We start from the raw sequence: 20,035 nt of genomic DNA on the forward strand, positions 1-20,035 counted from the left end.
CGGAGGGCCGGCCGCGGCGCGCTCGGCGGGCCCGCTCAGCGGTCCAGCGCCGCCCGCACCACGGCGGCCTCCGGCGCGCCGATCGCCGTGAAGCACTCCAGCGCCGTCGTCCAGTGGTCGCGCGCCGCGGCCAGGTCGCCGGTGCTCGCCGCCGCGTCACCGGCCACGTGCGCCGCCCGCGCCTGCACGAACCGCTGACCGGTGGAGCAGCTCAGCTCCAGCGAGCGCTCCGCGAACCGCACCGCCTCCGCCACGTCGCCCTGGTCGAGGCGGATGCGGCCCAGCAGCGCCAGCACCTCCACCTCGGCCAGGCGCAGCCGGTAGCGGACGGCGCTGTCCAGGGCCTGCGTGGCGGAGTACCGCGCCTCGTCCAGCCTGCCCGCCGAGCGGTGCGCCAGCGCCAGGCCGCGGCGGGCCGCGCAGATGCCCCACGGGTAGCCGGTCTCCTCCGCGATCCGCAGCGCCTCGGTGTGCCGCTCCACCGCCTCGCCGTGCCGACCCTCCCCGTGCAGCGCCTCGCCCAGCACGTTCTTCGCGTCGCACACGCCCTTGAGGTTGCCGAGCTGGTCGGCGATGCCCAGCGCCCGTGACGCCTCGGAGATCGCGTCGGCGAACCGGCCCCGCATCACGTACGTGTGCGCCAGGCCCTCGTGCGGGATGTGCGCGAAACCCCGCGCGCTGGCCCGTTCGTACAGGTCGCCCGCCCGCTCGTAGAGTTCCGCCGCGCGTTCCGGCCGGCCCTGGAACAGGTGCACCTCGGCCAGCGCCCGGTAGCTGTCGGCCTGGGTGATCCACACGCCCAGGCGGTTGCCGACGTCGAGCGAGCGCTCGAACGACGACACCGCCCGGTCCAGCTGACCCAGTTGCAGGTACACGCCGCCGAGGTTGAGGAGCGCGATGCCCTCCTGCTGCAACGCGCCGATGCCGCGCGTGATCACCAGCGCCCGCTCCAGGCAGTCGGCGGCCTGCTCCAGCTCGCCCAGGTCGATGTAGACGCCGCCCAGGTTCGCCAGCACGGCGGCCTCGGCGGCGGGCGCGGCGCCGGTGCGCTGCTGGATCGGGATGGCGCGGCGGAAGTAGTCGACCGCCACCCGGTGCTGGCCGATCGCCCAGTACAACACGCCCAGCGACGACAGCATCGCGACCTCGCCGACCGGGTCGCCGATCGCCTGGGCCACCATCAGCCCGGCCTTCGCCGTGGCCAGCCACTCGACGGGCAGGCCCTGCGCGTAGAAGTAGCGGCGCAGCGCGTCGGCCAGCTGCCAGCAGTCGCTGTCCGGCTGCCGGTCGGTCGAGTGCAGGACCAGCGCGACCAGGTTCGCGCGCTCGGCGTCCAGCCACGCCAACGCCTCCGCGGGCGTGGAGAACAGGCGCGGCGCGACACCGGACTCCACCGCGTCGCGCGGCAGGCGCATGAGGGTCGCCTTCACCGTGTCGGTCGCGTTGTCCACCGACCGGATCGACCAGTCCAGCAGCCTGCGGTGGGCCTGCGCGCTCTCCGCCGGGTCGTCCTCGAACGCCAGGCGCTCGGCCGCGTAGTCCCGCAGCAGGTCGTGGAACTGGTAGCGGCCAGGCGCGTGGTTGTCCACGAGGTTCGCCGTCGCCAGGCGGTCCAGCCTGCGCCGCGCGTCCTGGGTGGTCAGGCCGCCCAGCGCCGCCGCCACGTCCGGCGTTATGTCGCCGGGCGCGAGGCTGAGCAGCCGGAACAGCGACGCGAGTTCCGGCTTCAGCGCCGTGTAGGACAGGTCGAACGCCGCGTGCACGGCCGCCCGCTCGTCGCCCTCGACCGCCAGCGCCGCCAGCCGGTTGCCCGCCCGCAGCTCCTCCACGTACGACGCGATGGTGGTCTCCGGCCGGGACAGCAGGTTCGCCGCCGCGATCCGCAGCGCCAGCGGCAGGTGCGCGCACAGCTCGGCCAGCTCGTCGGCCGCCTCCGCCTGCTCGGCCACCACGTCCTCGCCGAGCATCCCGGCCAGCAGCGCCCTGGTCTCCTCGGCGTCGAGGACGTCCAGCCGCACGTTGGACGCCGCGTGGCTGACCGCGAGGCCGCGCAGGGTGTCCCGGCTCGTCACGAGCACCGCGCACCCCGGCGAGCCGGGCAGCAGCGGCCGGATCTGCTCGGCGTTGGCCGCGTTGTCCAGCACCAGCAGCACCTGCTGGTCGGTCAGCCGGGACCGGAACATCGCCTCCTGCTCGTCCTGGTCCAGCGGCACCGACTCCGGCGGCACGCCTTGCGCGCGCAGGAACCGGGGCAGCACGTCCACGGCGTTCAGCGGCGGGCCCTGGGCGTAGCCGCGCAGGTTGACGTAGAGCTGCCCGTCCGGGAAGTACCGCCGCATCTTGTGCGCCGCGTGCACGGCCAGCGCGGTCTTGCCCACGCCCGGCGGACCGGCCAGCGTCACCACCGGCACGCCCTGCGCCGTCCGCAGCAGCGCCTCGATCAGCTGGACGGCCTGCTCGCGCCCGACGAAGTCGCCGATGTCGGCGGGCAGCTGCGACGGGACCACCCGGTCCCGCCGCGCGGGCGCGGTCGAGCCGAGGTCGAGCGCCGCCGCGCCGCTGAGCACCTGCTGGTGCACGCGCCGCAGCTCGTCGCCGGGGTCGATGCCCAGCTCCTCCGCCAGCAGGTCGCTGACCTTGCGGTACGCGCCCAGCGCGTCGGCCTGCCTGCCCGACCGGTACAGCGCCACCATCAGCTGCGACCACAGCCGTTCCCGCAGCGGGTGCTCGCTGGTCAGCCGGTACAGCTCGGGGATCAGCTCGGCGTGCCTGCCCAGCTCCAGGTCGACCTCGACGCGCCGCTCCTCCACGTGCAGCCGGCGCTCGCCGAGCCGGGGCACCTCGTCGCGGTGCAGCACCTCCGACGGCACGTCGACCATCGCCGGGCCGCGCCACAGCCCCAGCGCGGCGGTGAAGATCGCCGACGCCGACTCCAGCCTGCCCGCCGCCCGCTCCTGCTCGCCCTCCTCGACCAGCTGCTCGAACCGGACCACGTCGATCGTGCGCTCGTCGACGTCGATCAGGTAGGCGTCGGGCACGGTGCGGATCGGCACCGCCGGGCCGAGGACCTGCCGAAGCCTCATCACGTAGGTCTGGAGCGTGCCGCGCGCGCGGGCGGGCGGCTCGGCGCCCCAGATGTGCTCCGCCAGCTCGTCCACGGACACGCTCGACCCGGCGCGCATCAGCAGCGACACGAGCAGCGAGCGCTGGCGACCTGCCCGGACCACCACCTGCTCGCCGTCGACCAGCACCTGCAACGGCCCGAGGACGCGGAACTCGACCTGTGGGCCCATCCCCGACCTCCCCTCCGCGCGCGTGCGGGTTTCTGTTGTCCGTTGTACAGCGTAGGAGAGCGTTTGCCCGACGGTCCGTCGTCACGTTGGGTCAACGCGTGTGCGCCGGAAGCACGTGAATGCCGATTCGCGTGGCCGTATCGTGACCTGGCTTACCTCCTGAAGGGTTGCGGTGACCGGTTAGTGTCGCTGACCACACCGTGAGATCCCGGATTTCCACTAGGGGTGTTTGATGGCTCATTCCCGAACGGCCCGGCGCCGCCGCTGGACGGCCGCGATCGGCCTGACCGGCGTCGCCGCGCTCGCACTGTCCGCCTGCGTGCAATCGAACCGCGGTGAGGAATCCGGGTCCGGCAAGGTCGGCGGCACGCTGACCTTCGGCGCGGCGGGCGCGCCCAAGGGGTTCGACCCGTTCTACGCGACCGACGGCGAGACGTTCCGCGTGTCCCGGCAGATGTACGAGGGGCTGGTCGGGTTCAAGCCGGGCACCGCCGAGGTCGAGGCCGCGCTCGCGACCAAGTGGGAGCCGTCCACCGACGGTCGCACGTGGACGTTCACACTCAAGGAGAATGTGAAATTCCACGACGGCACTCCGTTCAACGCTGAAGCGGTGTGCTTCAACTTCAACCGCTGGTTCAACCAGAAGGGCGCCGGTCAGAGCGAAGCCGTTTCGCAGTACTGGCTGGACAACTTCGGCGGCTTCGCGGACACCCCGGACAAGCCGTCGCTGTTCAAGTCCTGCGCGGCCAAGGACCCGAAGACCGCGGTGGTCGAGCTGACCAAGGCGACCTCGCAGTTCCCGTCGGTGCTGGGCTTCCCGTCCTTCTCGATGTCCAGCCCCGAGGCGCTGAAGAAGTACGAGGCCGACAACGTCGTGCAGGTCGGCGAGAGCATCACCTACCCGCCGTACGCGAACGAGCACCCGACCGGCACCGGGCCGTTCAAGTTCAGCAAGTTCGACAAGGCCAACAACGTGGTGGAGATCGTCCGCAACGAGGACTACCACGGCACGAAGGCCAAGCTGGACAAGGTCGTCTTCCGCATCATCCCGGACGAGACCGCGCGGAAGCAGGCGCTGAAGGCCGGCGACATCGACGGCTACGACCTGCCCAACGCCGCCGACTGGGCCGGCCTGAAGTCCGACGGCTTCGACGTCAAGGTCCGCCCGGCGTTCAACGTGCTGTACCTGGGCATCAACCAGCTCAACAACCCCAAGCTCCAGGACCTCCGCGTCCGCCAGGCGCTGATGTACGCGATCAACCGCGAGCAGCTGGTCAAGTCGCAGCTGCCCGAGGGCGCGACCGTCGCCAGCCAGTTCATGCCGCCGCTGGTCGACGGCTACGACGACAAGCTGACCCCGGTGAAGTTCGACACCGAGAGGGCGAAGTCGCTGCTGGCCGAGGCGGGCGCGAGCGACCTGACGCTGAAGTTCTACTGGCCCACCGAGGTCACCCGCCCGTACATGCCGAGCCCGAAGGACCTCTACGGCGCGATCGCGGGCGACCTGGAGAAGGCGGGCATCAAGCTGGAGCCGACCAGCAAGCCGTGGAACGGCGGCTACCTCACCGACGTCGACCAGGGCGTGCCGGACCTGTTCATGCTCGGCTGGACCGGTGACAACGGCACCCCGCAGAACTGGATCGGCACGTTCTTCGGCCGCACCGACAACCGGTTCAACACCGGCAAGTCGCCGTGGGGCAAGGAGCTGGCCGACAAGCTGGCCGCGGCGAACGCCGAGCCGGACGAGGTCAAGCGCAGCGCCCTGTACAAGGAGCTGAACAAGAAGATCGTGGAGGAGTACCTGCCCGCCGTGCCGATCTCGCACTCCCCGCCGGCGCTGGTCTTCAAGAAGGAGATCCAGGGCGTCACGCCGAGCCCGCTGACCGACGAGCGGTTCGGCTCGGCCACCAAGGGCTGACGGACCGCGGACAGGAACGACGGGTAGTCCCATGCTCCGCTACACGATCCGGCGGCTCATCCAGCTGGTCGGCGTGGTGCTGGTGCTGTCCCTGCTGCTCTTCGCGTGGCTGCGCGCTCTCCCCGGAGGACCGGTCTCGGCCCTCCTGGGAGAGCGCTCCACGCCCGAGTCGCGGGAAGCCCTCACCAAGCTGCTCGGCTTGGACCAGCCGATCATCGTGCAGTACTTCAAGTTCCTCGGTCGAGCGGCGTCCGGCGACTTCGGCACCTCACTCGGTGTCCAGCAGGGCGACTCGGCGATGGAGATCTTCCTCCAGCGGTTCCCCGCCACCATCGAGCTGAGCGCCCTGGCGATCGTGATCGCCATCGCGCTCGGCATCCCCCTGGGTTACCTGGCGGCCAAGCGGCGCGGCGGCTGGTTCGACAACGTCAGCGTCGCCGGCTCGCTGATCGGTGTCGCGGTGCCGGTGTTCTTCCTGGCCTACGTGCTCAAGGACGTGCTGTCGTCCGTGCTGGGCCTGCCGACGGAAGGCCGCCAGGACGCCATCAACGCGACCCGCGTGACCGGGTTCTTCGTGTTCGACGGCGTGATCACGGGCGAGTGGGACGCGGCGCTCAACGCGCTGGAGCACCTCATCCTGCCCGCCATCGCGCTGTCCACGATCCCGTTCGCGGTGGTCTTCCGGATCACCCGCGCGGCCGTCCTCGACGTGCTCGACGAGGACTTCGTGCGCACGGCCGAGTCCAAGGGCCTCACCGCGCCGGTCATCCGGCGGCGGCACGTGCTGCGGAACGCGATGCTCCCGGTGGTGACCACGATCGGCCTCCAGACCGGCGCGCTGCTCGCGGGGGCGGTGCTCACCGAGAAGGTGTTCTCCTTCGCCGGCGTCGGGCAGGCGCTGGCGATCGGGTTCGAGCGCCGGGACTACCCCGTGCTGCTGGTGCTGATCATCATGGCCACGGTCGTCTACGTGGTGGTCAACCTCCTGGTGGACCTCTCGTACGCGCTCATCGACCCGCGGATCAGGACGAGGTAGGCCGCGATGGTCACTCCCACGCAGGAAGGCCAAGGCCCGGAAGGGCCCGCGCGGAAGCCGGGCAGGCGGCGAAAGGACCGCATCGACGCCCTCGCGGCGTCGACCGCGGCGCCCGACGCCGGCGTCAGCCTCGCGGCGAGCGCGTGGCGCACGCTGCGGCGCAGCCCGGTGTTCCTCACCGGCGCGGTCATCATCGGCCTGTTCGTGCTGGTGTCGCTGCTCGCGCCGTGGCTCGCGCCGCAGGACCCGTCCGAGCCGATGCTGATCGACCAGGTCGTCAAGGCGCGCAACGAGATCCCGCCCGCCCAGCCGGGGCACCCGCTCGGCGGCGACCTCCAGGGCCGGGACTTCTTCTCCCGCCTGCTGGTCGGCTCGCAGCAGACGCTGGTCGTCGGCGTGCTGGCCACGCTGATCGGGCTCACCGGCGGGCTGACGCTGGGCACGCTGGCCGGCGCCCTCGGCGGCTGGGTCGACTCGTTGGTCATGCGGCTGGTCGACGTCATGCTGTCGCTGCCGAGCCTGCTGCTGGCGTTCAGCATCAGCGCGATGTTCGCGCGCCCCAACCAGTTCACCGTGATCGTCGCGGTGGCGGTGGTGCAGATACCGGTGTTCGCGCGGCTGCTGCGCGGCTCCATGCTGGCGCAGCGGCACAGCGACCACGTGCTGGCGGCGACCGCGCTGGGCGTCAAGCCGGGCGCGATCGTGTTCCGGCACATGCTGCCCAACTCGCTCGGACCGGTGATCGTGCAGTCCACGCTGGTGCTGGCCACGGCCATCATCGACGCGGCGGCGCTGTCGTTCCTCGGCCTGGGCAACCCCGACGACCGCATCCCGGAGTGGGGCCAGATGCTGGGCGACGTGCAGAACGTGTTCGACACGCACCCGCACCTCGCGTTCTGGCCGGCGGGCTGCATCATCCTCGTGGCCCTGGGCTTCACGCTCATGGGCGAGACGCTGCGCGAGGCACTCGACCCCAAGAGCAGGCGGTGAGTCATGGCGTTGCTGGAAGTGCGCGACCTCACCGTGGTTTTCGAGCGCAAGGGGGAACAGCCCTTCACCGCCGTGGACCACGTGAGCTTCGACGTGGAGCCCGGCCAGACCGTGGGCCTGGTCGGCGAGTCGGGGTGCGGCAAGTCCGTGACCTCGCTGGCGATCATGGGCCTGCTGCCCAAGCGCGGCGCGCGGGTCTCCGGGACGGTCGGCTACGAGGGCACGAACCTGTTGTCCCTGTCGGACCGGGAGATGCGCGACCGGCGCGGCCGTGACCTCGGCATGGTGTTCCAGGACCCGCTGTCGTCGCTGAACCCGGTCATCCCGATCGGCGTGCAGGTGACGGAGGTGCTGGAGCGGCACCGCGACCTGCCGCGCAAGAAGGCGATGGTGGAGGCGGCGGACCTGCTGGACAAGGTCGGCATCCCCGACCCGAACCGGCGGCTGTCCGAGTACCCGCACCAGCTGTCCGGCGGGATGCGGCAGCGCGCGCTGATCGCGATCGCGCTGGCGTGCCGGCCGCGGCTGCTCATCGCGGACGAGCCGACCACCGCGCTGGACGTGACGATCCAGGCGCAGATCCTGGCGCTGCTCAAGGAACTCGTGCACGACCTGGGCACCGCCCTGGTCATGATCACGCACGACCTCGGCGTCGTGGCCGGCCTGTGCGACGAGGTCAACGTCCTCTACGGCGGCCGGGTGGTGGAGAAGGCGCAGCGGCACGAGCTGTTCGCCGCGCCGCGCCACCCGTACACGCACGGGCTGCTGTCCTCGATCCCGCGCCTCGACGCGCCGCGCGGCGAGAAGCTGTCGCCCATCAAGGGATCGGTCGCCGACAACATCCCGTGGGACGGCGGGTGCGCGTTCGCGCCGCGCTGCCCGAACGCGCTGGACGCGTGCGTCCGGGTGACGCCCGAGCAGGAGGACGTCGGCGGCGGGAGGTTGTTGCGCTGCCACAACCCGGTGCGCCCCGCGGTGACCGAGGAGGTGTCGGTGTGAGCCCGCTGAGCGACGCGGCGCCGCGGACCGCGACCGAGGAGTCCACTGTGGACACCCTGATGGTCGTGGAGGGGATCAAGGTGCACTTCCCGATCAAGCGGGGTCTCGTGCTGGACCGGACGGTCGGGCACGTGTACGCCGTGGACGGGGTGGACCTGAGCGTCCGGCGCGGCGAGACCTACGGGCTGGTCGGCGAGTCCGGCTGCGGCAAGTCCACCCTCGGGCGGGCGATCCTGCGGCTGACCGAGCCGACCGCCGGCCGCGTGGTGTTCGGCGGCACGGACCTGACCACGCTCAAGGGCGAGGCGCTGCGCACCATGCGGCGGCGGATGCAGATGGTGTTCCAGGACCCCATGTCGTCCCTGGACCCGCGGCAGTCCGTCGAGTCGATCCTGGTCGAGGGCCTGCGGGCGCACGGCCTGGACCAGGGCAAGGAGTCGACCGGGCGGCGGCTGCGCGAGCTGCTCGGCGCGGTCGGCCTGCCGTCGACGTCGCTGCGCAAGTACCCGCACGAGTTCTCCGGCGGGCAGCGGCAGCGCATCGGCATCGCCCGCGCGCTGGCGGTCGAACCGGACCTGATCATCGCCGACGAGCCGGTGTCCGCGCTGGACGTGTCGGTGCAGGCGCAGGTGGTGAACCTGCTGGAGGAGTTGCAGGACCAGTTCGGGCTCACCTACCTGGTGATCGCGCACGACCTGGCCGTGGTGCGGCACATCTCCGACCGGGTGGGCGTGATGTACCTGGGCGGGCTGGTGGAGGAGGCGTCGTCGGACGACCTCTACGCCGAGCCGCTGCACCCGTACACGAAGGCACTGCTGTCGGCCATCCCGGTGCCGGACCCGCTGGTGGAGGACCAGCGGGAGCGCATCCTGCTCAAGGGCGACCTGCCCTCGCCCGCGAACCCGCCGAGCGGCTGCCGCTTCCACACGCGGTGCCCGTGGAAGCAGGAGACGAAGTGCGCCACCGAGCGGCCGGCGCTGCGCGAGGTGCTGCCGGGCCACAAGGTGGCGTGCCACTGGGCGGAGGACATCCGCGCGGGCCGCATCCGGCCGCACGAGGTCGAGGCCGTGCTGGTGGAGGAGGACGGCCTCTCGCCGGACATCCCGCTGGTCGGCCCGGCGTCGGTGACGGAGGCGCTCAACCCGTGAGCACCGCGCGGGGACGCCACCCCCTGGTCGGCGTCCCCGCGCGGTGCGGCGCGGACCGGGGCCCGGCCCGCGCCGACGGCCGCTCACCCGTCACGGCGCTGCGTCACACGACCCTGCGTCACACGGTTCTGCGTCACGGCTGCCAGTCCGGCGTGCGGCCGAGCAGGGCCACGAGCCGGTCCGTGACGGGCGCGTCCGCCGGGACGTCGACCGCCGCCGCGAACGCCCCGCCCGGCCCGCGCACGTCCGGCGTGTCCGGGTACCGCAGCGCCATCCGGTACGCGGCGTGCGCGAGTTCGCCGTCCAACGTGCTGTCGACGCCGAGCGCGCGGCGCAGGTCCCACGAGTGCACCAGGTTGTCCACGAAGTGCGCGGCGACGAGCGAGCTGCCGGGGCGCGTGCCGAAGCCGGGGAACTCGGCCTGCCGGTCGAGGAACCCGGCGGCCCGGAACGACTCGGTGACCTGCTCGCTCGCGACGGCGTAGGCCGCGACCAGGTCCTCGTCGGGCCGCGGGCGGACCTCGCCCGCCCGCGCGCCCGCGTCGAACTTGAGCGTCATGTCGACCTGGTGCCGCAGCAGGTCGCGGACGGTCCACCCGGCGCAGGGCGTGACCCGGTCGAGGTCGCCAGGGGTGAGCGCCCCGAACAGGGCGGTGTTGGCGTCGATGGCGGCGCGGTTGAGGTCGAGCAGGTCCATGAGGCCCCCTTGGAAGTTGTACGAACGATCGTACAATTAGTTTCGGACCGGTCAAGGGGGCTAGCGTGCACACCGTGAAGGTCGACGGGCGGGTGGAGCGGGGCGAGCAGACGCGGCGGCAGATCCTGCTGCGGGCGGCCGGCATCGCGTCGGTGGAGGGGCTGGAGGGCCTGTCCATCGGGCGGCTCGCGACCGAGCTGGAGGTCAGCAAGAGCGGCGTGTTCGCGCACTTCGGGTCGAAGGAGGAGCTACAGCTCGCCACCATCCGGGCGGCGACGAAGATCTTCGTGACGCAGGTCGTGGAACCGGCGCTGGCCGTGCCGCCGGGCGCGGACCGGCTGGCGCTGCTGCTCGGCGGCTGGCTGGACTACTCCGAGCGGCGCACGTTCCCCGGCGGGTGCTTCTTCGCGGCGGTGCAGGCCGAGTTCGACGCCCGGCCCGGTCGCGTGCGCGACGCCGTCGCCGAGTGCGGCCGGCGCTGGGACGAGCTGGTGCAGGAGACCATCCGGGCCGTGCCGGGCCTGGTGGTCGAGCCGGCGCAGCTGGCGTTCGAGCTGATCGCGTTCCTGGAGACGGCCAACGCCCGCTCGGTGCTCCACGACGACCCGGACGCGTACGCGCGTGCGCGGACGGCGGTGCGCCACGCCCTGGACCGCGCCACCCGGCGGCCGTGATCAGGCGGCGGCGGGCGCCGCGGCGGCGTCGACGGTGCGGCGCTGCGCGGCCCGGACCGCCATCCCCAGCGGGATGCTGATGAGCATCGCCGCCGCCCACGACAGGAGGACGGCCGGCAGCGGGTCGTCGACGACCCGGCCGCCGAAGTAGCCGATCAGCGCCGTGTACCCGCTCCACAGCGTCGCGCCGACCAGCGCGACCGGCGCGAACCGCCTGCTCGGCCACCGCAGCGAACCGGCCAGCAGCGCGCCGACCAGCCCGCCGCCGGGCACCCACCGCACCGCCACCAGGACCGGCTCGCCGCGGAGCGCGAGCTTGGCCGCCGTCCACTGGACCACCGCCCGCGATCCGGGCTTGCGGCTGAACCGGCGCAGCGCCCGCATCCCGGCGCTGCGCCCGAGCGAGTAGTTGACCAGGTCGGCCACGAAGCAACCGAGCGCCGCGACCGCGACCACCGCGGCCAACGGCAGCCGGCCGGTCGCGGCGAGCACGCCACAGCCGATCAGCACGGCCTCCGTCGGCGCCAACGGCACGGCGGCGACCACGAACAGCACCAGAAGGGCGGTCATGATCAGGCAACGCTACCGCCCGGACGATCACGCGGTCGGCATCTTCAGCGAAGGTTCAGGCGGCAACGCCCACGAGGACCCAGACCCGCGCCCTGCTCCTTCCCTCCCGCTCCCTCCCGCCAACACGCGGTCCCCCCGCGAGGCCGCGTCGGTGGTTCACGGCGCGGGTTTCGCCGATCACGCTTTTCGATCGGCGCAACCCGCCCCGTGTGCCGCCGACTTCCCGGCGGCCGAGCCGCCCGACGGAGGAGGGCAAATCCAACACCGCGAGGCCGCGTCGGTGGTTCACGGCGCGGGTTTCGCCGATCACGCTTTTCGATCGGCGCAACGCGCCCCGTGTGCCGCCGACTTCGAGGCGGCCGAGCCGCCCGACGGAGGAGGGCAAATCCAACACAGCCGCGTCGGTGGTTCACGGCGCGGGTTGTGCCGATCACGCTTTTCGATCGGCGCAACGCGCCCCGTGTGCCGCCGACTTCCAGGCGGCCGAGCCGCCCGACGGAGGAGGGCAAATCAAACACAGCGGTTCAGCGCCGAGACCACCGCCCGCAGCGACGCCGACACCGTCGAGGAGTCGATGCCCACGCCCCACAGGACGCGGTCGCCCACCGCGCACTCCAGGTACGCCGCCGCGCGGGCGTCGTCACCGGCCGACAGCGCGTGCTCGAAGTAGTCCAGCACCCGCACGTCGTAGCCGACGGTGGCCAGGGCGTCGACGAACGCCGCGATCGGGCCGTTGCCGCCGCCGGTGACCTCCGTCGTCTCGCCGTCCACGACCAGCACGGCCTTGATCGTCTCGTGGCCGCCGCCGTCGCCGGACACCTTCTGCCGCACCAACCTCAGCGGCGCCGTCCGGTCCAGGTACTCCTGCGAGAACGCGTCCCACATGTCCTTCGGCGAGATCTCGCCGCCGTGGGTGTCGGTGACCTCCTGGATGACCCGCGAGAACTCGACCTGGAGCCGGCGCGGCAGGTCCAGGTGGTGCTCGGTCTTCATCAGGTACGCCACGCCGCCCTTGCCGGACTGCGAGTTCACCCGGATGACGGCCTCGTAGTTGCGCCCGACGTCCTTCGGGTCGATCGGCAGGTAGGGCACCTCCCAGGGGAACTCGTCCACGTGCCTGCCGGCGTCCTTGGCGGCGTCCTCCAGGGCCTCGAAGCCCTTCTTGATGGCGTCCTGGTGGGAGCCCGAGAACGCGGTGAACACCAGGTCGCCGCCGTACGGGTGGCGCTCGGGCACCGGGAGCTGGTTGCAGTACTCGACGGTGCGGCGGATCTCGTCGATGTCGGAGAAGTCGATCTGCGGGTCGATGCCCTGGCTGAACATGTTCATGGCCAGCGTGACCAGGCAGACGTTGCCGGTGCGCTCGCCGTTGCCGAACAGGCAGCCCTCGATGCGGTCCGCGCCGGCCAGGTAGCCCAGCTCGGCGGCGGCCACGCCGGTGCCCCGGTCGTTGTGCGGGTGCAGCGACAGGATGATCGAGTCGCGGCGGGCCAGGTTGCGCGACATCCACTCGATCGAGTCGGCGTAGACGTTCGGGGTGGCCATCTCGACGGTCGCCGGCAGGTTGATGATCAGCGGCTTGTCCGGCGTCGGCGCGATGACCGCGGACACCGCGTCGCAGACCTCCAGCGCGTACGTCAGCTCGGTGCCCGTGTACGACTCGGGGGAGTACTCGTAGCGGAAGTCGGTGTCCGGGTACTTCGCGGCCTCGGCCAGCGCGAACGCCGCCGCGTCCGTGGCGATCTTCTTGATGCCCTCGCGGTCGGACTTGAACACGACGCGGCGCTGCAGGATCGACGTCGAGTTGTAGAAGTGCACGATGGCCTTGCCCGCGCCGCGCAGCGCCTCGAACGTGCGCTCGATCAGCTCGGGGCGGCACTGCGTCAGCACCTGGATGGTGACGTCCGGCGGGATCGCGCCGTCCTCGATGATCTCGCGGACGAAGTCGAAGTCGGTCTGCGAGGCGGCCGGGAAGCCGACCTCGATCTCCTTGTAGCCCATGCGGACGAGCAGGTCGAACATCTTGCGCTTGCGCGCGGGCGACATGGGGTCGATCAGCGCCTGGTTGCCGTCGCGCAGGTCGACCGCGCACCACAGCGGTGCCTGCGTGATGCGCTTGGTCGGCCACGTGCGGTCGGGCACGTCCACGGTCTCCACCAGCTCGTGGAACGGCCGGTAGCGGTGGACGGGCATCGAGGTGCCGCGTTGGGGGTTCCAGGCGGGCTGACCGGCCGGTGCCGGTCGGGCCGGCGGCCGGATGCGGCTCGTGCCGGTGGTGTACGCGTCGGGTGTGGTCGTCATGACTGGGGTGGCTCCTGCCGGCCGTTTCGGATGACGACCGGCGGCAACGCTCGATCCCGCGACGGGGGGCCGGTCTGATCAGACCCCGTCACGGCGGCGAAGCAGGAGGGCGCGTGCCACGCGGACAGCCTAACCAGAACATCGTGCCGGGTGGAACCGCCCGCCCAGATGGTGGAACTTCACCCGTTCGAGTTTCACTCGTCCGTGGCGCGGGCACGCCTGGTACATGTCCAGATGGCGAACCTCAACCCGCGGCGGCAGCTTCACCGCCGCCCGAGTGATCAGTGGCGTCGGCGCTGCGTTCGCGCTCATCGAGGTGCTCTACATCCTCATGATCCTCTTCGGGGCGAACCAGGCCAACGCGTTCTTCCTCTTCGTCCAGCAGCTCGCCGAGCCGCTGGCGCTGTTCTTCCCCGGCCTGTTCCAGCTGGGCAACGCGAACTTGGACGTCATCGTGAACTACGGCCTGGCCGCCGTGTTCTGGCTGGTGGTGAGCAGCCTGCTGGCCCGCGTGGTGGCCCGGTAAGCCCTTCGTCGGCCAATTTCGCAGCCCTCACCCCCGACTCGTTCCCGCGCCGCGAGGCCGCGTCGGGTCGTCGCACCTCATTTCCCGCCGATCACGCTTTTCGACCGGCGGGAAACGAGGCGCGACGACCCGACCACAGGGCGGCCGAGCCCGCCGAGGCGAATTCAACACAGCTCCTCTACTCGCCCCAGCTCCGGCCCCACTTGTCGGTGAAGACCGTTTCCGACAGGGGTTTGCGCTGCCGGGGGCGGCGTTCGCGGGCTTGGAGGTCTTCGGGCAGGTCGTTGACGTCGCCCAGCTTGCCGACCGCCACCACCACGACCGGCACGGCCTCGGCGGGCATCTCGAACGCCTCCGCCAGGGCCGCGTGGTCGAACCCGCCCATCTGGTGGGTGACCAGGCCAAGGTCGACGGCCTGGAGGACCAGGTTCTGCACGGCCAGCCCCAGCCCGTACTCGGTGTTCGGCACCGGGCCGCGCTCGTCGGCGGTGACGCGGGCGCCGACCAGCAGCGCGGACGCCCGCCACGCCCACGACTGGTTGCCGGGTTGCAGCGTGTCGAAGATGCGGCGGAAGGTCTCGTCGCCGCGGTACCCGAGGATGAACCGGGCGGGTTGCGTGTTGCCGTGCGAGGGCGCCCACCGGGCGGCCTCCAGCAGCAGCCGGACGACCGGCGGGTCGAGCGTGGCGTCGGCGTCGAAGGCGCGTGGGCTCCAGCGCCGGGCGATGATCGGGTGCGTTTCCATCAGATCGCATACTGCCAAGCCGTGATGGCGTACGCACCGAACCACGCGCTGAACGCCACGACCCCGGCCAGGACGGCCACCGCCGTGCCCGTCCGCCGCCGCGCGAGCGCCAGCGCCGCGGGCACGAGCAGCGTGAACGCGGGTACCAGCAGCCGGGCCTTGGAGTTCATCAGCCCGTTCGACCCGAGGTCCATCACCAGCACGCCCACGCCGTACACGACCAGCGGCCACGCCACGCCGCGCCGGGCGCACAGCACGGCCAGCGCGATCGCCGCGACCAGGAACCACACGGTGGCCAGCTCCAGCACCGACCGCGGGTCGCCCAGCACGGCCAGCGCGAACCGCCAGGTCGCCGCGCCGCCGTCGAACCGGGAGTCCCAGCCGCGCTGCTGCACGGCGAACCACCCGTCCCACTGGCCGGTGCGCAGGGCCACGTACCCGAGGTAGCCGAGCAGGCCGAGCGGCGCGATCGCGCCGCCCACCCACGGCCGCGCGCCGCCCTCGCGCCGCGCGATCGCGACCACCGCCGCCGCGACCACCGCGAGGACCAGCGCCGCCGCCGTGGGCCGCACCAGGCCGGCCGCCGCGCAGCAGGCGCCCGCCAGGACCCACCGCCGTTCGAGGACGCCCACCAGCGACCACGCGGCCAGCGCGCAGAACGTCGCCTCCGAGTACGCCATCGACAGCACGACCGCCATCGGCGACGCCGCGAACAGCACCACCAGGACCAGGCCCGCCCGGTGCGAGCCGCCCGCCACCCGTCGCCCGATCCGGTGCAGTGCGTACGCGCAGCACACGCCGCTGAACAGGCTCACCGCGAACGCCGCGCCGACGGGCTCGACACCGGGCAGCGCGGCCAGCCACCGCACCAGGGCCGGGTAACCGGGGAAGAACGCCAGCGGCGTCTCGTCGGTGCGCCGGGAGAACGCGTCCACCAGCCACGGCGGAACGTTCCGGTAGCCGCCCTCGGCGATGCCCAGGAACCAGTGCCCGTCCCACGACGTGAGCGCGCGGCCGACGTCCTTGTCCCACCGGTGGGCCATCAGCCGCAGCGCCAACAGGCCGATCTCGCGCACCGCCAGGTACAGCAGGGCCGGCGCCAGCAGGTGCGTCAGCCGGTGGCTGACCAGGCGTTCCCACCGGCCGCGCGCCGCGGGCGGCGCGCCTCCGGGCTCCAGGTGCACGGCCTCCGCGGTGGACACGACCACGAGCGTAGTGCCCGTCACGGTGACCGCTGTCCCCTCCTCGATCCGGGTAGTCTGCCTCCGAGCTGGGGTTTCCCCCGCTCACGGCATCGGCTCGGAGGGAGAGGGTCTGTGGCGCTCGTCGTCCAGAAGTACGGCGGTTCCTCGGTCGAGAGCGCCGAGCGGATCAAACGGGTGGCCGAGCGCATCGTCGCGACCCGCAAGGCCGGCAACGACGTCGTGGTGGCCGTCTCGGCGATGGGCGACACCACCGACGAGCTGCTCGACCTCGCCCGCCAGGTGTCCCCGGTGCCGCCCGCCCGCGAGATGGACATGCTGCTCACGTCCGGTGAGCGCATCTCGATGTCGCTGCTGGCGATGGCGATCCACTCGCTGGGCGCCCAGGCGCGCTCCTACACCGGCTCGCAGGCCGGCGTGATCACCACGTCCGTGCACGGCAAGGCGCGCATCATCGACGTGACGCCCAGCCGCATCCAGGACGCGCTGTCGGACGGGGCCATCGCGATCGTCGCGGGCTTCCAGGGCGTGAGCCAGGACAGCAAGGAGATCACCACCCTCGGCCGGGGCGGCACCGACACCACCGCGGTGGCGTTGGCGGCGGCGCTCAAGGCCGACGTGTGCGAGATCTACACCGACGTGGACGGCGTGTTCACCGCCGACCCGCGCATCGTGCCGAACGCCAGGCGGCTGGAGACCATCACCTACGAGGAGATGCTCGAGATGGCGGCGTGCGGGGCCAAGGTGCTCATGCTCCGCTGCGTCGAGTACGCCCGCCGCTACGGCGTCCCGGTGCACGTCCGATCTTCGTTCAGCAACAAGCCCGGAACCATCGTGTCCGGGTCAGTGGAGGACCTACCCGTGGAACAGGCGATGATCACCGGCGTCGCGCACGACCGGTCGGAGGCCAAGGTCACCGTGACCGCCGTGCCCGACCACCCCGGCGTGGCCGCGCGGATCTTCCGCGTCGTGGCGGAGGCCGAGCTCGACATCGACATGGTGGTGCAGAACGTGTCGCAGGCGGTGTCCGGCCGGACCGACGTGACGTTCACGTTGTCCAAGGACGACGGACCGCGCGCGGTGGCGGCGCTGGAGAAGGCGCGCGGCGAGATCGGCTTCGAGAAGGTGCTCTACGACGACCACGTGGGCAAGGTGTCGCTGATCGGCGCGGGGATGCGCTCGCACCCCGGCGTGACGGCGACGTTCTGCGAGGCGCTGGCGACGGCGGGCGTGAACATCGAGATCATCTCGACCTCCGAGATCCGGATCTCGGTGATCTGCCGCGACACGCAGCTGGACGACGCCGTGCGCGCGCTGCACGACGCGTTCGAGCTGGGCGGGGACGAAGAGGCCGTGGTGTACGCGGGGAGTGGACGATGAGCCCGACGCTGGCCCTGGTGGGCGCGACCGGTGCCGTGGGCACCGTCATGATCGACATCATCAACGGGCGCGAGTCCGTGCCGTGGGGCGAGATCCGGCTGATCGCGTCACCGCGCTCGGCGGGGAAGAAGATCACCGTGCGGGGCGCGGAGCTGACCGTGGTCGCGCTGTCGCCGGAGGCGTTCGACGGCGTCGACATCGCGATGTTCGACGTGCCGGACGAGGTGTCCGCCGAGTGGGCGCCGATCGCGGCGGCGCGCGGCGCGGTCGCGGTGGACAACTCGGGCGCGTTCCGCATGGACCCCGAGGTGCCGCTGGTGGTGCCGGAGGTGAACGCGGACCGGATTTCGGTGCGCCCCAAGGGGATCATCGCGAACCCGAACTGCACGACGCTGTCCATGATGGCGGCGCTGGGCGCGCTGCACCGGGAGTTCGAGCTGCGCGAGCTGGTGGTCGCGTCCTACCAGGCGGCGTCCGGCGGCGGCCAGAGCGCGATCGACCGCCTCTACGGCGAGCTGGAAGCGTTGGCGGGCAAGGAGGTCGGTGTCCGCGCGGGTGACGTGCGCGAGGTGCTGGAGGCCGCCGGCTTGCCGGTCTCGGACTCGCCGTTCCCCGCGCCGCTGGCGCTGAACGTGGTGCCGTGGGCGGGTTCGCTCAAGGACGAGGGCTGGAGCAGCGAGGAGCTGAAGGTCCGCAACGAGTCGCGCAAGATCCTCGGCATCCCGGACCTGAAGGTGTCCGCGACCTGCGTGCGCGTGCCCGTGGTCACGACGCACTCGCTGGCCGTGCACGCGACCTTCGCCCGCGAGGTGACGGTCGAGCAGGCGCACAAGGTGTTCGCCGAGCAGCCGACCATCGTGCTGGTGGACGACCCGTCGGCGGCGCGGTTCCCGACGCCCGCCGACGTGGTGGGCGAGGACCCGACCTACGTCGGCCGCGTGCGCCAGGCGCTGGACTTCCCGAACACGCTGGACTTCTTCGTGTGCGGGGACAACCTCCGCAAGGGCGCGGCGCTGAACACGTACGAGATCGCCGAGGAACTGGCGAACCGCCTGTAGGTCCGTCGACCGGACCGCCGGTAGGTTCGCCGGCATGGCGGACGTGGTGCTCGCGGTGGACCTCGGCACGACGGCGACCAAGGTCATCGCGGTCGACCGGGACGCGGGCGTGGTGGCATCGGCGGAGCGCGGCTACCCGATGCGCACCACGCCACCCGGCGAGGCGACCCACGACCCGGCCCGCGTCTGGGCCGCCGCCCTCGCCGCGCTGCGCGAGGTGGCGGCCAGGGGCCACCGGGTGCGCGCGCTGGCGCTGACCGGCGCGATGCACACGCTGCTCGGCCTGGACGCCGAGGGCGAGCCGGTGACCCCGTCGGTGAGCTGGGCGGACAACCGGGCCGTCGCCGAGGTCGCGCGCCTGCGCGGCACGCCCGAGGGGATCGCCCTGCACCGCGCGACGGGCACGCCGGTCCACACCATGTCGCCGATGGCGAAGCTGGCCTGGTTCACGTCGCGGGGCGTCACCGCGCACACCTGGTGCGGCATGAAGGACTTCGTGGTGCACCGCCTCACCGGCCGGTTGGCCACCGAGCACTCGTCCGCGTCCGCCTCGGGGCTGCTGGACCTGGGCTCGCTGTCCTGGCACCGGGGCGCGCTGGCGGTCGCCGGCATCACGGCGGACCGGCTGCCGGTCCTGCACGCGCCGACCGACTCGTTCCCGCTGACGTGCGACATCCCCGGCGTGCCGCCCGGCACGCCGGTCGTGCTGGGCGGCGGTGACGGCCCCCTGGCGAACCTGGGCGTCGGCGCGGTCGTGCCGGGCGTGGCGGCGGTCTCGCTGGGCACCAGCGGCGCGCTCCGGGTGGTCCGGGACCGGCCCGCGGTCGACGAGCGTGGCCGCGTCTTCTGCTACGCGTTGGCCGACGGCCTGTGGGTGCTCGGCGGGGCCGTCAGCAACGGCGGCGTGGTCGCGCAGTGGGCGGCCGACGCGTTCGGGACCGACGTGGCGACGCTGCTGACCGAGGCCGCCCGCGTGCCGGCGGGCGCGGCGGGCATCACGGCGCTGCCCTACCTGCTCGGCGAGCGCGCTCCGTGGTGGCGCCCGGACGCGCGGTCGGCGCTGGTCGGGCTGCGCCGCGAGCACGGTCGGGCCGAGATCGCCAGGGCCCTGGTGGAGGGCGTGGCCCAGCAGCTGGCGCTCGTGCTGGACGCCGTGCGGTCGGTGGCCGACGTGCACGCGGTCCGGGTGACCGGTGGCGCGTTCCGCAGCGACCTGTGGGCGACCGTCCTGGCCTCCGCGCTGGGGCTGGAGCTGGAGCTGGCCGAGGACAGCGAGGGCTCGGGCGTGGGCGCGGGCCTGCTCGGCTGGCACGCGCTGGGCGAGCTGCCGGACCTGACCGTCGCCGCGTCGCTGGTCGAGCCCACGAGGACCATCCGGCCGGACGCCGACGCCCGGCGCCTCTACGCCGCGCGCAGGCCCGCCGTGGAGCGGCTCCACCAGGCGCTGCACGACCTGGACCACGCGTGAGCGACGGCCGTCGCCGCGCACGTCAACAGC

The 20,035-nt window shown here is 72.4% G+C and carries 16 protein-coding genes; 10 read left to right on the forward strand and 6 right to left on the reverse strand.

All coding sequences use genetic code 11. The features are described 5' to 3' along the window. Positions 1–35 precede the first annotated feature (35 nt). Positions 36–3,293, reverse strand: coding sequence for an AfsR/SARP family transcriptional regulator (locus tag C8E97_RS02775; RefSeq protein WP_121001333.1), 3,258 nt, complete (start codon positions 3,291–3,293; stop codon positions 36–38). A gap of 232 nt (positions 3,294–3,525) precedes the next feature. On the opposite strand from C8E97_RS02775, the gene C8E97_RS02780 reads away from it, so the two are divergent. From C8E97_RS02780 to C8E97_RS02800, 5 genes are read left to right on the forward strand one after another with little or no spacing between them, the layout of a single operon-like run. Continuing rightward, positions 3,526–5,211 carry an ABC transporter substrate-binding protein gene (locus tag C8E97_RS02780; protein WP_121001335.1) on the forward strand — a complete coding sequence of 562 codons (1,686 nt, stop codon included), beginning with the start codon at positions 3,526–3,528 and terminating at the stop codon, positions 5,209–5,211. Between the two features lie 31 nt (positions 5,212–5,242). Next, positions 5,243–6,247: an ABC transporter permease gene (locus tag C8E97_RS02785; protein ID WP_121001337.1), complete on the forward strand. Its 1,005-nt coding sequence runs from the start codon at positions 5,243–5,245 to the stop codon at positions 6,245–6,247. Positions 6,248–6,253: 6 nt separating this feature from the next. Continuing rightward, on the forward strand, positions 6,254–7,237 hold the full coding sequence (locus tag C8E97_RS02790) for an ABC transporter permease (protein ID WP_121001339.1): 984 nt from the start codon (positions 6,254–6,256) through the stop codon (positions 7,235–7,237). A 3-nt stretch (positions 7,238–7,240) separates the two neighbouring features. Then, on the forward strand, positions 7,241–8,236 hold the full coding sequence (locus C8E97_RS02795; protein WP_121001341.1) for an ABC transporter ATP-binding protein: 996 nt from the start codon (positions 7,241–7,243) through the stop codon (positions 8,234–8,236). A gap of 59 nt (positions 8,237–8,295) precedes the next feature. Then, positions 8,296–9,384 (forward strand): ABC transporter ATP-binding protein, encoded by a 1,089-nt coding sequence (locus tag C8E97_RS02800; protein WP_121010661.1) that lies wholly within the window; start codon positions 8,296–8,298, stop codon positions 9,382–9,384. Positions 9,385–9,517: 133 nt separating this feature from the next. On the opposite strand, the gene C8E97_RS02805 is transcribed toward C8E97_RS02800, so the two are convergent. Next, entirely contained in the window at positions 9,518–10,081 is a 564-nt protein-coding gene (locus C8E97_RS02805; RefSeq protein WP_121001343.1) for a TIGR03086 family metal-binding protein, read from the reverse strand. Between the two features lie 74 nt (positions 10,082–10,155). On the opposite strand from C8E97_RS02805, the gene C8E97_RS02810 reads away from it, so the two are divergent. After that, complete coding sequence (locus C8E97_RS02810) at positions 10,156–10,755, forward strand: TetR/AcrR family transcriptional regulator (RefSeq protein WP_425470653.1); 600 nt, start codon at positions 10,156–10,158, stop codon at positions 10,753–10,755. Here the strand turns inward: C8E97_RS02810 and C8E97_RS02815 are convergent, their stop codons facing one another. Beyond that, positions 10,756–11,325, reverse strand: coding sequence for a DedA family protein (locus C8E97_RS02815; RefSeq protein ID WP_121001347.1), 570 nt, complete (start codon positions 11,323–11,325; stop codon positions 10,756–10,758). Positions 11,326–11,835: 510 nt separating this feature from the next. Then, positions 11,836–13,626 (reverse strand): 2-isopropylmalate synthase, encoded by a 1,791-nt coding sequence (gene leuA / locus C8E97_RS02820; RefSeq protein WP_121001349.1) that lies wholly within the window; start codon positions 13,624–13,626, stop codon positions 11,836–11,838. Between the two features lie 226 nt (positions 13,627–13,852). Between leuA and C8E97_RS02825 the strand changes: the two genes are divergently transcribed. Further along, positions 13,853–14,152, forward strand: coding sequence for a hypothetical protein (locus C8E97_RS02825; protein ID WP_121001351.1), 300 nt, complete (start codon positions 13,853–13,855; stop codon positions 14,150–14,152). A gap of 178 nt (positions 14,153–14,330) precedes the next feature. Here C8E97_RS02825 and C8E97_RS02830 read toward each other — a convergent pair whose 3' ends face one another. Continuing rightward, complete coding sequence (locus C8E97_RS02830) at positions 14,331–14,897, reverse strand: nitroreductase family protein (protein ID WP_121001353.1); 567 nt, start codon at positions 14,895–14,897, stop codon at positions 14,331–14,333. Beyond that, positions 14,897–16,099 (reverse strand): hypothetical protein, encoded by a 1,203-nt coding sequence (locus tag C8E97_RS02835; protein ID WP_246018641.1) that lies wholly within the window; start codon positions 16,097–16,099, stop codon positions 14,897–14,899. The genes C8E97_RS02830 and C8E97_RS02835 overlap by 1 nt, the downstream gene beginning before the upstream one ends. 114 nt (positions 16,100–16,213) lie before the next feature. On the opposite strand from C8E97_RS02835, the gene C8E97_RS02840 reads away from it, so the two are divergent. Genes C8E97_RS02840 through C8E97_RS02850 form a run of 3 tightly spaced genes read left to right on the forward strand, consistent with a single transcriptional unit; the run spans position 16,214 to position 20,005 of the window. Further along, positions 16,214–17,479, forward strand: coding sequence for an aspartate kinase (locus C8E97_RS02840; RefSeq protein ID WP_121001357.1), 1,266 nt, complete (start codon positions 16,214–16,216; stop codon positions 17,477–17,479). Continuing rightward, positions 17,476–18,537, forward strand: a complete 1,062-nt coding sequence (locus C8E97_RS02845) for an aspartate-semialdehyde dehydrogenase (RefSeq protein ID WP_121001359.1) — start codon at positions 17,476–17,478, stop codon at positions 18,535–18,537. The genes C8E97_RS02840 and C8E97_RS02845 overlap by 4 nt, the downstream gene beginning before the upstream one ends. A gap of 34 nt (positions 18,538–18,571) precedes the next feature. Next, positions 18,572–20,005: a gluconokinase gene (locus C8E97_RS02850; protein WP_121001361.1), complete on the forward strand. Its 1,434-nt coding sequence runs from the start codon at positions 18,572–18,574 to the stop codon at positions 20,003–20,005. Positions 20,006–20,035: the final 30 nt, after the last annotated feature.

It is taken from the genome of Saccharothrix australiensis, from assembly GCF_003634935.1.
Lineage (GTDB): Bacteria > Actinomycetota > Actinomycetes > Mycobacteriales > Pseudonocardiaceae > Actinosynnema > Actinosynnema australiense.